Raw genomic sequence first — 13,296 nt, 5'->3', positions numbered from 1 at the left:
CTCCTCGGCTAGTTGTTCCCCACCTGGCGCAAGCCCGGAGAGCGGTAGGGCACCTCGCGCAGGTTGGCGTACTCGTGGAACCCACGGTCGACGTGCACCAGATTGTAGTGGCAATCGGTGCACTTCTTCTCGTTACCCGGCCTGGCGTAGAGCACGCTGCGGTGGGCCAGCATGGCTCCACGCTTGTTGGGCATGTCCAGCAGCCTGTCGTGGCAGCGCATGCACCACTCGTTCTCGATCTCGCCCCAGGCACCCTCCCGGGCCTCCTCCCGGTCGTAACCCTCGGGGCCGTTGATCAAGTGGCTGGTGATGTCACGCAGGCCGTGCTTGGATTTGAGGTAGACGAACTGGGCCACGTTCTCCGGCGGCGGGATGTGGCAATCCATGCAGTCGGCCACCACGCCGCGCTCATTGTTGGCGTGGGTGGAAGTGCTCCAGTTTTCCACCGCCGGCTGTATCTCGTGGCAGGTGCCGCAAAACTCGGGGGTCGAGGTTTCGGCCATGGCCACGATGGTGAAATGGAATATGGGTGCGCCCAGAACGAGCCCCAGGACTACCAGCCCAATGGTGCGGAATGTACTGCGTTTCTGCATGGCCTCCCCTTGGTTCGGTTGTCCCTGCCGTACGCCGGCCGGACGGTGCCGACCACACTCTTAGTGTACTCTGCGTACGCCGGGCGGGGAGGTCACGCCCTATCTGACATGCGCAAGATTTGGCACCGGACGGCAAAGGGCATCCAGCAAGTCCATTTTGATCCGGCCCGGACTTCTGTCGTGGCGGAAAGCGGATTCGGCCAAAAACAGATAATATTTTTCCAGGCTATAGCATGGTGTTTGGCTGAATAGGCGTTCGGTGGAGTAGAGAAATGAGCCCCTGTCCAGGGGTAGCGAGTCGTCCAGGAAAACGCTGCGAAGATTCTCGAAGGCCTGCTTGCAACAGGAGAAAAGAAGCGAGTCCGACCCCTTGAACGGTTCGGTGTAGATGATCTGCCGCCAAGCCTTCTTGGCCAGCGGCATGGAAACCACGTCCCGGGAGCGCAACGCCGGGTGCACGGTCATATCGACACCGCGACCGTCCTCGCGCAAGGTCAGCACGGGCATCAGGCAATCGTCGCAGCCTCCGCCGCCCCTGCCCGAATCCTGAGCGGTGCAGGCGACCAGGAGGTCGCCTTCCGGGGAAAAAAAGCTTTCGTGTCCTTCCAGAAGGCACAGGATGGCCTGACGCATGACGTTATAGGCCTTGAGAACCGTGTTGTAGGCGGCGTCCGTTTTGCTCGAGGCCGAACTGACGCTCTCGCCCTCCGCGAAAGCCCTCAAGAATTCAAGCCAGCGTCCCGGGGCGGCGCTGAGCTTGCCGGCCCAGCGCCGCGTGAAAAGGCCGAAGGTGTAGCCGCAGGATGAACAGCGACGCCTGCCCTCCTTCAGCGGGTAGGTGCGCTCCTCGGCGCAACGCGGGCAATTCGGCCAGCCGTGGCGCGCGCAGGCCTCCTCGAATGCCTCTCGGACAACCTCCGGTGTCAGGTCCGCAAGCCGGGCTGTGTCGCACATGGGGCCACTCGGCCAAGCGACCTCGGCCGCCGCCTTGACCTGAGTCAAATCGAGCTTTCTACCCACGGCCCATCTCCAGCGCCTCCAGGGCGGCCTTGGCCTTTTCGCCCAGCATGTCCCACTCCGTGCGCAGCCTGCGCTGCACGATCTCCAGAGTCTCCAACCAATCTTCCTGCGGACGTTCCGTTTCCGGCCGCTCGGCCAGAATCTCCCGGTACAGGTCCAGCAGCTTCTCCGCGCAGGTGTCGCGGGAGAATTCCTCGGCCCGTCCGGCCGCTCGGGAACGCCACGAGTCCGACTTCTCCAGGGCCTCGCCGATGGCCGACGCGAAATCCTCCGGTTTCGTCTCCTCGGGGAGCAGGCGTCCGTTGCGGCCGTCCTCCACCACCTCGCGCGCGCCGGGAGCATCCAGGGCCACCACCGGCGTTCCGGAGGCCATGGCCTCGGTCAGCACCATGCCCTGGGTTTCCGAAGTGGAGGCAAAGGTGAAAACGTCCATGGCCTTGTAGCAGTCGGCCAAGTCGTCCCCTTGCAGCATGCCGACCAGCAGCAGGTGCCCCTTGAGCTTTTCCTCCGAAAAGATGTTCCGCAGCCGCTTTTCCGCCGGCCCGTTCCCTGCCACCAGGAAAACGCCTTCGTTATGGCGAAGGTACTCGGCGACGGCACGCCCCAGGTAGTCGAGATTCTTCTCGAAAGCCAATCTGCCCAGATGGCCGACAACAGGCGTACTCGTTTCGATGCCGTGTTTGACTCGGAACCGCTCACCGTCACCGGAGGCGAAGAATTTCGTATCCACTCCGGTGGGCACCACCCGGATGGGCGTCTTGACCTTGCGTCGCCGCAACACCTCGGCAACGCTCTCGGATGGAGCCACAACCCGGTCCACCAGGTTGGCGTAGCCGGTGGAAAGCTGGATCACGAAGCGTTTCATGGCCTCGGTTTCCAGCACATAATGGGTATAGCGCTCGTACATGGTGTGGTGGGTAAAGACCACGGGCAGTCCGCGCACCTCGGCCGCCCGCAGAGCGGCGTCACCCAGGAGGAAGGGGTGGTGGGAGTGGATGAGGTCCGGATTGAAGCCGTCTATGCGCTTGCTCAGCCGGAAGGGCATGGGAAGCCGCACCGAGAAATCCGAACCGTTGAAATTCTGGATGGCGGGGACTCGAAAGACGCTCACTCCGGCCACCGGCCCCGGCTCCTCGCCGTCCTCCTTGTCCGGAAAGGTGGGAGCCACCACCAGCACCTCGTGTCCCCTGGCCGCCAAGTCACGGCTGAACGCGTCCACAGAGCGGGCCACACCGCCAACGTGTGGCAGATAGGTGTTGGTGAACATGCACACGCGCACCCTAGTCTCCTCCATTGACGCGACAGGTGGACATGCCTTCCAAAGTGAACTCCGAGTGGAACGACCCCATAAGATCCAGGTGCTGCTCCGCCAGCCTGCTGAGAAGAAAGTTCTCCCGCACGGTTTCAATGGCGGCCTCGCCGAGCCGCTGGCGCAGGGATTCGTCGCCAATGAGCTGTTTTATTCGCTCCGCACACTCATCAACGGAATCCACCAGGAATCCGTTCTCGCCATCCGTGATCTGGGAGGGAATACCTCCGGCCCGGCCGCCAACGACGGCCGTCCCCTTCCACATGGCCTCGGTCACGGTCAGGCCGAACCCCTCGCGGATGGACTTCTGCACCACCACTGCGGCCCGCCGCTGCAAAGCGTTGACCAGGGAGGTGTCCTGCTTGGAGAGGATGATGATGCGTTCCTCGCGGCAATCCATCAGGGACTGGTACACCCTCTCGCCCTCGGGGTCGTCGGTGGCGATGTTGCCCAACAGAACAAGGGTAGCGTCCACTTCTTCCCTGGCCTTCTTGAAGGCCTCGACCACCCCCTCCGGATCCTTCCATTTGTCGAAACGGGAAATCTGCACAACCAGGGGCCTATCGGTGGGGATGCCGTAATGCTCCAGCCGGCCGGTTATCTCCTTCTCGCCCATCTCAACGTTTTTGGAGTCGAACGGGTCCAGGGCGGGGTGGAAACGGAGTTGGGGCGAGTCCAGGTCGCGGGTGTACCCCCTGGTGCTGACGATGGTGGCGTCGTACTGGCTGACGAATTGCTTGAGGTAGTCCCACAGTTCCTCGTGCGGCTCGGAAAGGTCCACATGGCAGCGCCAGACCCATGGGCAGCGGCGGCGGTAATGCTGGATGAGCGGCAAAGGCTGGGGATCATGCACCATGACCAGGTCGTGGTCCTGAAAATGGTTGCGCATGGCGTTCTTTTCCACCACCCGCTCGTAGATGTCCTTTTTCAGCTGGGTCAGGCGGATGCCGCCACCTTGCAGGGCGTTGTGCATCTTTTTGGTTATGCTGAAGAAATCCGGCGATCCCTGGATGACCCGCCAGCCGGTGCGCACGCCCAGCTGGTTCATGAGGATGGTCAGGGAGGAGAGCAGTTCGGCCACCCCTCCGCCGTAGAAGGTGGAGTTGACGTGCACCACATGCATGTCGTCCACCATGGCGGCCTTGGACTTGATGCGCTCAACCGACTCAGCTCCGATGAGGGGCTTGAAGGCCTCGATTCCTTTCATCCTGGTCATTTGGCCTCACCACTCTCTTCCAATGCTTCGAAGCCGGAAACGATGTCGATGATTTCTTCGGTGATGGCGTTCTGCCGCTGTTGCTGGTAGCTCTGGCGCAGTTCGCGCAATTTGTCCCGGATGCTGCTCTCCGCGCCCTGCATGGAGGCCAGCCTGGCGGCGTTTTCCGCGGCCAGGGACTGGGCAACGGCCCGGAAAAACCCGGAAAAGAGATACTGCCGCACCAGCCGAGAGTACAGTTCCCCGGTGTCCATTGTCACCACCGGCAGGGAACGAGTGGGCCACTCCCTCCTCGCCAGGCGCCTCATCCACTCCCTGTCCAGGGGAAGCAGTTCGTCCACGACAGCCTCGGTGCCGCCCCGCTCCGCCTCCCGGCTGTAGAACAGGGCAAGCCGCTCAATGCCGCGCTGCCTGGTCCACTCCTCCACCGAGACGAGCATGGACCTGACCAGCCGGCCGATGCCGTCCGCACCGCCCGGCACGTGAAACATTTTTTCCGGCGCGGTTGCCGCCTCCTCGGCGAAGCCCGCCAGCCGCTCCCCCATGGCCAACAGCGAAACCTTGTGCGGATCACGGTTTTCGTCCCGCAGCGTCCGTAGATACAGCCGCCCCACCTCCTCGTTGAGCTGCCCGCACATGCCCTGGTCCGAACCAAAAAGGACCGCGCCCAGCGGCGCGTCAGGCAAGGCGGGGCGGGAGCGGGAGAGCAGATCGGGGCGCGACCGCAGTACTGCTGTGAAACCCAGCTCCACAGTGTGGCGGTAGCGCTCCATGGATTCGGCCGCGTCCTGAAAATGGCGGATGTTCACCGCGGCCATGGCCTTCATGGTCTTGACCACGGAATGCAGGTCCTCCGCCCCGGAGATGCGGCGGGCAAGGGCTTCGGTGGATTCAGCCATCCGCTCCTTCCTCCGGACTATCCGCTTTCCGGCCTTCGGACTTCACTCCTTCGGATTCCGTACTTCCCCTTTCCTTCTCCTCCGTTTCCTTGCTTTCAGCTTCCTCGCGCAGGTGGTCCGCCATGGCCCCGGCCACCCTCTCACGCTCCGCGTCGTCCAGTTTTTTGCCGGAGAGCACCTTCTCCGAGAGATCGGGCATGTCCGCGACAACGGCGGCCGCCGCCTCGGCCACACGGAATGCCAAGCCGTCCAGAGGCAGGTCGTCCAGCACGCCCTGATTGACCGCGATAAGTTGGGCCAGCTGCTCCATCACCGGCAGCGGGGAATACTGGTCCTGCTTAAGCACTTCACGCACCCGTTTTCCCCGCTCAAGGGTCTGGCGGGTCTCCTCGTCCAGCCGGGTGCCGAAGCGGGAGAACGCCTCCAACTCCTCGAACTGCGAATAGGCAAGCTTGAGGTCGCCGGCCACGGCCCGGTAAGCGGGAAGCTGCGTCTTGCCGCCCACCCGGGAAACCGACCGGCCCACGTCCACCGCGGGCAGGATGGCCTTCTGAAACAGGTCCGGGGAAAGATATATCTGCCCGTCCGTGATGGAGATGAGGTTGGTGGGGATGTAGGCGGAAATGTTCTGCGCCTCGGTCTCGATGATGGGCAGGGCGGTCAGGGAGCCGCCGCCCTGCTCCTTGGACAGATGCGTGGAGCGCTCCAGCAGCCGGGAATGGATGTAGAAGATGTCCCCCGGAAAGGCCTCGCGCCCCGGCGGGCGGCGCAGCAGCAGGGAGAGTTCGCGGTAGGCGCGGGCGTGCCGGGTCAGGTCGTCGAGGATGACCAGGGCGTCGCCGCCCTCCTCCATGATCCGCTCGCCCATGCTCATGGCCGCGTAGGGGGCCGCGAATTGCAGGCCGGGCGGATCCTCCTCGGTGGCCATGACCACGCAGGAATAGTCAATGGCCCCATTCTCGCGCAGGGTGGCGATGACCTTGGCCATGGCCGATGCCCGCTTGCCCACGCCGCAATAGATGCAAAAGACCTCCCGGTTCTTCTGGTTGAGAACGGTGTCCAGGGCCACGGCTGTCTTGCCTGTCTGCCGATCGCCCAGGATCAACTCCCGCTGTCCGCGCCCCACAGGGATGAGGGCGTCCACCACCTTCAGGCCGGTCTGCAACGGTTCCTGCACCGGAGCGCGATCCATGATGGCCGGGGCCGGGCGCTCCACCGGCAGCCGATCGGCCGTGCGCAAGGGTCCCTTGTCGTCCAGGGGACGCCCCCTGGGATCCACCACCCTGCCCCGCAGTTCCGGCCCCACCAGGGTGTCCAGCACCCGCCCGGTGCGCCGGGCCTCGTCCCCGGAGCCCAGAGACTCCGAGGGATCCAGCATAACCACGCCGGTCTCGTTCTCGTCCACGTTGAGCGCCAGACCAAGACGGCCGCCACGGAAACTGATCAATTCCTCGGAGCGCACGCCTCGCAGGCCGCGGACCCTGGCCACCCCTTCCCCGATGGAACGGATGCGGCCCACGTTCTCCAGCACTGGCTCGAACGGAGCATCGGCCGCCTCCCGCGCCGCCACCAGCGGACCATTCAAAGCGCTCCGCAGCATATCGAGGCCGGATTCGTCAGTCATCGCCCCCTCCGGCGGGTCGCGTTTTCATGGTTCCGGCGGCGGGTTTATCCCCGGATTCCGCCGGAGCGTCCTCGTCGCCGTAGCCCCGGCTCTCGAGCACCTCCATGACGCTCTCCTCCAGCCTGCGCAAATACTCCCGCATGCTCCAGGCCACCCGCGCGCCGCCAGCGGAAAGCTCCACGCCCAGCAGCACCTCGCCGTCCGTGGCGTACTCGCACTCCACGTCCTCGCCGATACGCTGATGGATTTTACGGGTGAGGGCACTCTTGAGCTTGCCGGGCAGTTCGAAAGCGGTGGTCACGGCCAACCGCCCGCCGTCCCGTTCCGCGCCCTGGGCGAGCTTGCCGCACTGCGTTTCATCCAGGTCGTCCAGCCGCTGCTGAAAGACCTCCGCAGCCCTATCCTCCAGGTCGGTGCCCGCAAGAATTCGCATGGCCTTACGCAACAGGTCGGTGAACTCCCGCACCACTCCTTCACGCAGTTCCGAGGCCAGGGAGCGCTTCTCCCGCTCGAAGGCCTCGGCGAACCGCCGCCGCAAGGCCTCCGCCTCGTCCTTGGCGTCACGCAACATTTCCTCTCTCCGCTTCTCGGCCTCCCGTCGGGCGTCGTCCAAGACCTCTTCCCGCTTCATCTCAAGCTCGCGTCGCTCCTCTCGCAGGCGTTCACGTTCCTGGTCCGCCTTCTCGGTGCGCTGGTCAGCTTCCTGCAAGCTGGCGGAAATGCGCTCCTCGCGCTTGTCCATGGCCCGCACGATGCGGTCGTAGAGAAAGATTTTCAGCAGGGCCATAAGCACCAGAAAATTGACGATCTGGGCTCCGACCGTGAACCAGTCGATGAGCATGGCCTAGCCTCCGGCCGCCTGCTGGATGGCCCAGTCCCAGAAGGGGTTGGCGAAGAGCAGGATCATGGAGACCACGAAGCAGTAGATGGCCGTGGACTCGATCATGGCCAGGCCCACGAAGAGGGTGCGGGAAATGGTCCCGGATTCGTCCGGCTGCTGGGCCATGGAACTGAGGGCCTGGGCCACGGCCCGCCCCTCGCCCAAAGCCGGGCCGATGGCGCCGATGGCGATGGTCAGTCCGGCCGTGACCACGGAGGCCAGTCCGATGACGGCGGCGATGTTCATGTCAGGATTCTCCTTGCTGGCCGCCCTCTTGGGCGGGTTCCTTTTCCTCGCTCTGCTTGCGTGCGCGGGTGGCACCGGCGATGTAGACCATGGCCAGGATGGCGAAGATGTAAGCCTGCAAAAGTCCTGTCAGCAGGCCCAGGGCCTTCATGAGGATGGGGAAGAAGATGGGGGCCACCGCCAGGAGGATGGTCACGATCTTGGCCCCGCTCATGACGTTGCCGAAGAGGCGCACAGCCAGGGCCAAGGTGCGGGACAACTCGCCCATGATGTTGAAGGGCAGCATGAGCGGGCTGGGCTTGAGGTAGAGGCGGAAGTAGTCCACCACGCCCCGGTCGGCGATGCCGTAGATGTACACGGCCACGAATACACAGATGGCCAGGGCCGCCGTTGTGGACAACGAGGCCGTGGGGGACACAAAGCCCGGCACCAGCGCCCCCAGCACGTTGCTGACGGCGATGAAGAGGAAGAGCGTGCCCACGAATGGCAGATAGATGCCCGGCTTCTGCCCCGCGATGCCCTCGATCTCGTCCCGCATGCCCTGCACGATGATCTCCAGCAGGTTCTGCCAGCGCGACATCTTGGTGCCGGTGGAGAGGCGGGAGGTAATGAGCAGGGAAAAGAGCACCAGTCCGGCCATGACGATCCAGGTCCAGACGATGGTGGCGTTGAGTTCGACGACGCCGCGCGACCAGTAGACCACCTGGTCCGGGCTGATGTCCTTCAACGTCACGCTTCCTCCGTCCCGCGCGGCCGGACGAGACGGGTGGCCGCCAGCCGGGCCAGAAAGAATCCGAGCACCCCGGTCAGCAGGGGGAGCGGCCTGCCGCCGGAGATGAGCCACAATCCGCCCACAGCCACCACGGAGCGGACCACAAAGCCCAGGAGCAGATACAAGCCGGGCCGGGAACTGGCGCGCACGCGTCCAATCTGCCACCACAGAGCGGCGAAACAGGCCGCGCCGATGACCACGCCGCCCAGCAGGCCCAGGGTCATGTCCAGGTAGAGTCCGCCATTCATTCGCCACCTCCGCTTTCCCGCCGCACCCAGAACCAGGCGGTCAGGCACCCCACGCCCAGGCCCGCGCCGAGCAGGGTCAGGGTCCAGGACCGGCCGTCTCCGCCGCCATCCGCGTCCAGCCAGACGCCGATGGCCGTACCGATGACAGTGGGGATGGCCACGGACCAGCCCACCAGGCCAAACATGCCCAGCCCGAACCAAGGATTGGGTTCGCCTTCCCGGCGGGCGCGCATCTTGCGCTCCTCCTTGCGGCCAATCCGCTCGCTGAACTCCTCGTCCTTCCGTTCCGGGCTCATATCCCCTTGTACTCCAAAAATCGCCTGGCGAAACCCGCTTCCAGCCTGGCCATGGACAGCCGGGCCCTTTCCTCGTGCTCGCCCCGGGTGAGAAATCGCTCCCGCACGGCGCGCCGCAGTTCACCCAGGCCCGCCTCCGTGACCGCGTTCATGGTGGAAACCAGAACCTCATCCCCCTGCTTGACCACCACGCCTTCGTCCACAGCCATGAAAATCTCCCGGCCATTCCGCACGCAGGACAGAATGCCCGGCTCAAGCGCGGCCACATAATCCTGGTGCCTGGGCAACAAACCCCGTGAGCCGTCCGCCGCCTCCAGGACAACCTTCCCCACCTCCCCCTCAAAGGCGATACCGGTGGTGGAAAGTATTTCCAGCCTCACGCCGCCTTCTCCTTGCCGGCGGCCTCGTCCACGGCGCCGATCATGTACAACGCCCGTTCGGACCGATCCGAGAATTCGTCGGCCAGGATACGCTCGCAGCCGTCAAGGGTGTCCTCGATGTCCACCACCCGGCCCTCGATGCCCGTGAACTGTTCGGTGACGTTGAAGGGCTGGGTAAGGAACCGTTCCAGCCTGCGCGCCCGCTGCACCGTGCGGCGGTCCTCGCGGGACAATTCCTCCATGCCCAGCATGGCGATGATGTCCTTGAGGTCCTCGTATTCGGCCAGGGTGGAGCGCACGGCTCGGGCCGTCTCGTAATGGCGCCGGCCCACGGCGTGGGGAACCAGCATGGCCGAGTTGGACTTGAGCGGGTCCACCGCCGGGTACAGACCCTGGGCCGCCTTTTGCCGCGACAGAACCAGGGAGGCGGACAGGTGGCCGAAGGTATGCACCGCGGCCGGGTCGGTAAAGTCGTCCGCCGGGACATAGACAGCCTGCACCGAGGTGATGGCCGCGCTGCGGGTGGTGCAGATGCGCTCCTCCAGCTCGGCCAGCTCCGTGCCCAGGGTGGGCTGGTAGCCGAGGCGTGAGGGCAGCCTCCCCATGAGGCCGGAGACCTCCATGCCCGCCTGGATGAAGCGGAAGATGTTGTCCATGAGCATGAGCACATCCCGGCCCAGGTCGTCGCGGAAGTATTCGGCCATGGTCAAGGCGGCGTGGCCCACCCGGAAGCGCGCCCCCGGCGGCTCGTTCATCTGCCCGAAGATCATGGCCGTCTGCTCCAGGACCCCCGCCTCCTTCATCTCCCGGTACAATTCCTCGCCCTCGCGGCTGCGTTCGCCGATGCCGCAGAACAGCCCCACGCCCTCGTGGTGGGCGGCCATGTTGTTGATGAGCTCCATGATGAGCACGGTCTTGCCCACGCCCGCGCCGCCAAAAAGCCCGGCCTTGCCGCCGCGCTCCAGCGGAGCCAGCAGGTCAACGGACTTGATTCCCGTCTGGAAAACCTCCGTCGTCACCCGCCGCTCGCCCAAGGGCTTGGGGGGTTGATGGATGGGCCGCCGCTCGCCCCCGGGCTGCTCCTTCTTGTCGATGGGCTCACCGAACACATTGAAAACGCGCCCAAGGATGCCTTCTCCCACGGGCACGTCCAGCTCCCGGCCGTGGTAGAGCAACTCCTCTCCCTCGGCCAGCTCCTGGGTGGTGGTCAGGGCGATCCCCCGCACGCGCTCGCTGTCCAGGTGGCTCATGACCTCAATGACGTACGTGCCGTCCCTGGCCGTGAGCACCCCGCGCATGGGTGGCAGGCCGGCTCCGAAGCGGCCGTCCACCACGCTGCCGCGAATCGAGGTGACAGTGCCCCGGGAAACGGTTTCGCTCACGACCGCTCCTTTTCCGTCTCGGCCACTTTGCGGATGACCCCGACCACGGAATCCGGGTTCAGGGAAATGGAGTCGATGCCCTGTTCCACCAGGAAGGAGGCGAACTCGGGATAGTCGCTGGGCGCCTGGCCGCAGATGCCCACCTTGGTCCCCTTGGCGTGCGCCCGCTTGATGAGGTCGGACACGGCCCGCTTCACCGCCTCGTTGCGCTCGTCGAACACGCCGGAGAGGATGTCCGAATCGCGGTCCACCCCGAGGATGAGCTGGGTGAGGTCGTTGGAGCCGATGGAGAAACCGTCGAACCGCTCCGCGAACTCCTCCGCCAGCAGAATGTTGGCCGGAATCTCGGCCATGACGTAGATTTCCAGATCATTCCCGCCCCGTTTCAGGCCTTCCCCGGCCATGACCTCCAACACCTTGTCCGCCTCAGTCAGGGTGCGGCAGAAGGGCACCATGATCTTCACGTTGGTGAAGCCCATCTCCTCACGCACCCTTCGCAGGGCGCGGCACTCCAACGCGAATCCCTGGCGGTAGCGGTCCGAGTAGTAGCGCGAGGCCCCCCGGAAGCCGATCATGGGGTTGTGCTCGCCCGGCTCGAACTCCGCCCCGCCGATGAGCTGGGCGTACTCGTTGGTCTTGAAGTCGGACAAACGGACGATGACTGGATGGGGCCAGCCCGCGGCGGCGATGCGGCCTATGCCCAGGGCCAGGTGGTCCACGAAAAATTCGGTCTTGTCTTCGTACCCCTTGGTCAGTCCGGCGATTTGATGCCTGGCCTGGTTGTCCGCCAGCCGGTTGAAGTTGACCAGGGCCATGGGGTGGATGCGGATGGAGTTGTTGACGATGAACTCCATGCGCGCCAGGCCGATGCCCTTCACCGGCAGCCGCCACCAGTTGAACACCGATGACGGGCTGGCTGCGTTCATCATGATTTGCGTTTGGACTTCCGGCAAACCCTCCAGGTCGATCTCTTCCTGGATGAACTCCAGCTCTCCGTCGTAGACGAAGCCGGTGTCGCCCTCGGCGCAGGAGACTGTCACGGTGCGTCCCTCGTCCAGCTTCTCGGTGGCGTCGCCCGTGCCCACGATGGCCGGGATACCCAGCTCGCGCGAGACGATGGCCGCGTGGCAGGTGCGGCCGCCGTGGTCGGTGATGATGGCCCGGGCCTTTTTCATGATGGGCACCCAGTCGGGGTCGGTCATCTGCGTGACCAGCACGCCGCCCTCGCGGAACTCCTCGATGTCGCGGGCGCTCTCGATGACCTGCACGTCGCCCGAGGCCACGGCCTGCCCGATGGCCAGCCCCAGCACGAGTTCCTCGCCCTTCTCCTTGAGTGCAAAGGTGGTAAAGCTGGCCGCGCCCCGCTGCGATTGCACCGTCTCCGGGCGGGCCTGCACGATAAAGGTTTCGCCTGTCTCGCCGTCCTTGGCCCACTCCATGTCCATGGCCCGGCCGTAGTGGTCCTCGATGGCCACGGCCCAACGGGCCAGCTGCAGCACCTCGTCGTCGGAGAGCACGAGCAGGCTGCGCTCACGCTTGGAGGTGTCGGCGTTCTTCACCTTGCGGCGCGCGCCTTGGCCGTAGATCATTTTCTTTTCCTTGGCCCCCAGTGAACGCTCGACTACGGGCCTTGCCCCTTCCTGGCCGAGAAGCGGCTTGAAAACGCGGTACTCGTCCGGGGTGACAGCGCCCTGGACCACGTTCTCGCCCAGTCCCCAGGCGGCGTTGATGACCACCATGTCGGGAAAGCCCGTTTCCGTGTCGATGGAGAACATGACCCCGGCTCCGGCCAGGTCCGAGCGGACCATCATCTGCACGCCCACGGACAGGGCCACCTCCATGTGGTCGAAGCCCTTTTCCTGGCGGTAGCTGATGGCCCGGTCTGTGAAGAGGGAGGCGAAGCAGCGGCGGCAGGCCTCAAGCAAATCATCTTCTCCGTGGACGCCCAAAAAGGTCTCCTGCTGCCCGGCGAAGCTGGCCTCCGGCAAATCCTCGGCCGTGGCCGATGAACGCACCGCCACCTCGGCCTCGTCCTTGCCGGACCTTTCAGAGAGCTTGCGGTAGGCCGCCAGTATGGCCTCCTCCATCTCCTCCGGGAAATGGGTGCCCTGAAAGAGGTTGCGGATAGAACGGCCGGTCTGAGCCAGCGTCTTTTCGCCCTTGTCCAGGGCCTCCAGCCTGTCCCTTATCTTGTCCTTGAGGCCGGATTCATCCAGGTAGAGCCGGTAGCCGTCGGCCGTGGTGGCGAAGCCATCCGGCACGCGCACCCCCTGCTCCTTGAGGGAGGAGATCATCTCGCCCAGGGAGGCGTTCTTGCCGCCCACCAGGGGCACGTCGTCCGACACCAGATCGTCGAACCAGCGGATGTAGTCTTCATGGACCATGTCGTGTTTCTCCGTCTGCCGTCACGCCTTGGCGAAAAACAGCCAGT

14 protein-coding genes are annotated in these 13,296 nt (G+C 64.8%); all 14 read right to left on the bottom strand.

Annotation, left to right across the window (positions count from 1 at the left end; translation table 11 throughout):
* Window positions 1-8 precede the first annotated feature (8 nt).
* Complete coding sequence (locus N911_RS0116080; RefSeq protein ID WP_029898948.1) at window positions 9-593, bottom strand: cytochrome c3 family protein; 585 nt, start codon at window positions 591-593, stop codon at window positions 9-11.
* A 99-nt stretch (window positions 594-692) separates the two neighbouring features.
* Complete coding sequence (locus N911_RS0116075) at window positions 693-1,613, bottom strand: transposase (RefSeq protein WP_138774446.1); 921 nt, start codon at window positions 1,611-1,613, stop codon at window positions 693-695.
* Window positions 1,606-2,892, bottom strand: coding sequence for a glycosyltransferase (locus N911_RS0116070; RefSeq protein ID WP_035105635.1), 1,287 nt, complete (start codon window positions 2,890-2,892; stop codon window positions 1,606-1,608). The genes N911_RS0116075 and N911_RS0116070 overlap by 8 nt, the downstream gene beginning before the upstream one ends.
* Window position 2,893: 1 nt before the next feature.
* Window positions 2,894-4,138: a glycosyltransferase gene (locus N911_RS0116065; protein ID WP_029898942.1), complete on the bottom strand. Its 1,245-nt coding sequence runs from the start codon at window positions 4,136-4,138 to the stop codon at window positions 2,894-2,896.
* Complete coding sequence (locus N911_RS0116060; RefSeq protein WP_029898940.1) at window positions 4,135-5,037, bottom strand: F0F1 ATP synthase subunit gamma; 903 nt, start codon at window positions 5,035-5,037, stop codon at window positions 4,135-4,137. The genes N911_RS0116065 and N911_RS0116060 overlap by 4 nt, the downstream gene beginning before the upstream one ends.
* The gene (locus tag N911_RS0116055) at window positions 5,030-6,661 is read right to left on the bottom strand and encodes an alternate F1F0 ATPase, F1 subunit alpha (protein WP_081859294.1); all 1,632 of its coding nucleotides are present in this window, start codon (window positions 6,659-6,661) and stop codon (window positions 5,030-5,032) included. The genes N911_RS0116060 and N911_RS0116055 overlap by 8 nt, the downstream gene beginning before the upstream one ends.
* Window positions 6,654-7,502 (bottom strand): F0F1 ATP synthase subunit delta, encoded by an 849-nt coding sequence (locus N911_RS0116050; protein WP_029898936.1) that lies wholly within the window; start codon window positions 7,500-7,502, stop codon window positions 6,654-6,656. The genes N911_RS0116055 and N911_RS0116050 overlap by 8 nt, the downstream gene beginning before the upstream one ends.
* A 3-nt stretch (window positions 7,503-7,505) precedes the next feature.
* Complete coding sequence (locus N911_RS0116045) at window positions 7,506-7,787, bottom strand: F0F1 ATP synthase subunit C (protein WP_029898934.1); 282 nt, start codon at window positions 7,785-7,787, stop codon at window positions 7,506-7,508.
* A 1-nt stretch (window position 7,788) separates the two neighbouring features.
* A complete protein-coding gene (locus N911_RS0116040) occupies window positions 7,789-8,520 on the bottom strand; it encodes a F0F1 ATP synthase subunit A (RefSeq protein ID WP_029898932.1) in 732 nt (243 codons plus the stop codon).
* Window positions 8,517-8,807, bottom strand: a complete 291-nt coding sequence (locus N911_RS0116035; RefSeq protein WP_029898930.1) for an ATP synthase subunit I — start codon at window positions 8,805-8,807, stop codon at window positions 8,517-8,519. The genes N911_RS0116040 and N911_RS0116035 overlap by 4 nt, the downstream gene beginning before the upstream one ends.
* Window positions 8,804-9,103: an AtpZ/AtpI family protein gene (locus N911_RS0116030; protein ID WP_029898928.1), complete on the bottom strand. Its 300-nt coding sequence runs from the start codon at window positions 9,101-9,103 to the stop codon at window positions 8,804-8,806. Before N911_RS0116030 ends, N911_RS0116035 begins: the two co-directional genes overlap by 4 nt.
* Window positions 9,100-9,483, bottom strand: coding sequence for a hypothetical protein (locus N911_RS0116025; protein ID WP_029898925.1), 384 nt, complete (start codon window positions 9,481-9,483; stop codon window positions 9,100-9,102). Before N911_RS0116025 ends, N911_RS0116030 begins: the two co-directional genes overlap by 4 nt.
* Entirely contained in the window at window positions 9,480-10,865 is a 1,386-nt protein-coding gene (atpD, locus tag N911_RS0116020) for a F0F1 ATP synthase subunit beta (protein WP_029898923.1), read from the bottom strand. The genes N911_RS0116025 and atpD overlap by 4 nt, the downstream gene beginning before the upstream one ends.
* Window positions 10,862-13,249 carry a phosphoenolpyruvate synthase gene (gene ppsA / locus N911_RS0116015; protein WP_029898921.1) on the bottom strand — a complete coding sequence of 796 codons (2,388 nt, stop codon included), beginning with the start codon at window positions 13,247-13,249 and terminating at the stop codon, window positions 10,862-10,864. Before ppsA ends, atpD begins: the two co-directional genes overlap by 4 nt.
* Between the last annotated feature and the right edge of the window lie 47 nt (window positions 13,250-13,296).

This window comes from Desulfohalovibrio reitneri (assembly GCF_000711295.1).
GTDB lineage: Bacteria > Desulfobacterota > Desulfovibrionia > Desulfovibrionales > Desulfovibrionaceae > Desulfohalovibrio > Desulfohalovibrio reitneri.
This window is presented reverse-complemented; position numbering and strand designations above follow the sequence as displayed.

Coding starts and splice junctions, on each gene's coding strand:
- N911_RS0116060 (WP_029898940.1), bottom strand. CDS start 5,037: ATGGCTGAATCCACCGAAGCCCTTGCCCGCCGCATCTCCGGGGCGGAG.
- ppsA (WP_029898921.1), bottom strand. CDS start 13,249: ATGGTCCATGAAGACTACATCCGCTGGTTCGACGATCTGGTGTCGGAC.
- N911_RS0116045 (WP_029898934.1), bottom strand. CDS start 7,787: ATGAACATCGCCGCCGTCATCGGACTGGCCTCCGTGGTCACGGCCGGA.
- N911_RS0116050 (WP_029898936.1), bottom strand. CDS start 7,502: ATGCTCATCGACTGGTTCACGGTCGGAGCCCAGATCGTCAATTTTCTG.
- N911_RS0116055 (WP_081859294.1), bottom strand. CDS start 6,661: ATGACTGACGAATCCGGCCTCGATATGCTGCGGAGCGCTTTGAATGGT.
- N911_RS0116030 (WP_029898928.1), bottom strand. CDS start 9,103: ATGAGCCCGGAACGGAAGGACGAGGAGTTCAGCGAGCGGATTGGCCGC.
- N911_RS0116065 (WP_029898942.1), bottom strand. CDS start 4,138: ATGACCAGGATGAAAGGAATCGAGGCCTTCAAGCCCCTCATCGGAGCT.
- N911_RS0116080 (WP_029898948.1), bottom strand. CDS start 593: ATGCAGAAACGCAGTACATTCCGCACCATTGGGCTGGTAGTCCTGGGG.
- N911_RS0116035 (WP_029898930.1), bottom strand. CDS start 8,807: ATGAATGGCGGACTCTACCTGGACATGACCCTGGGCCTGCTGGGCGGC.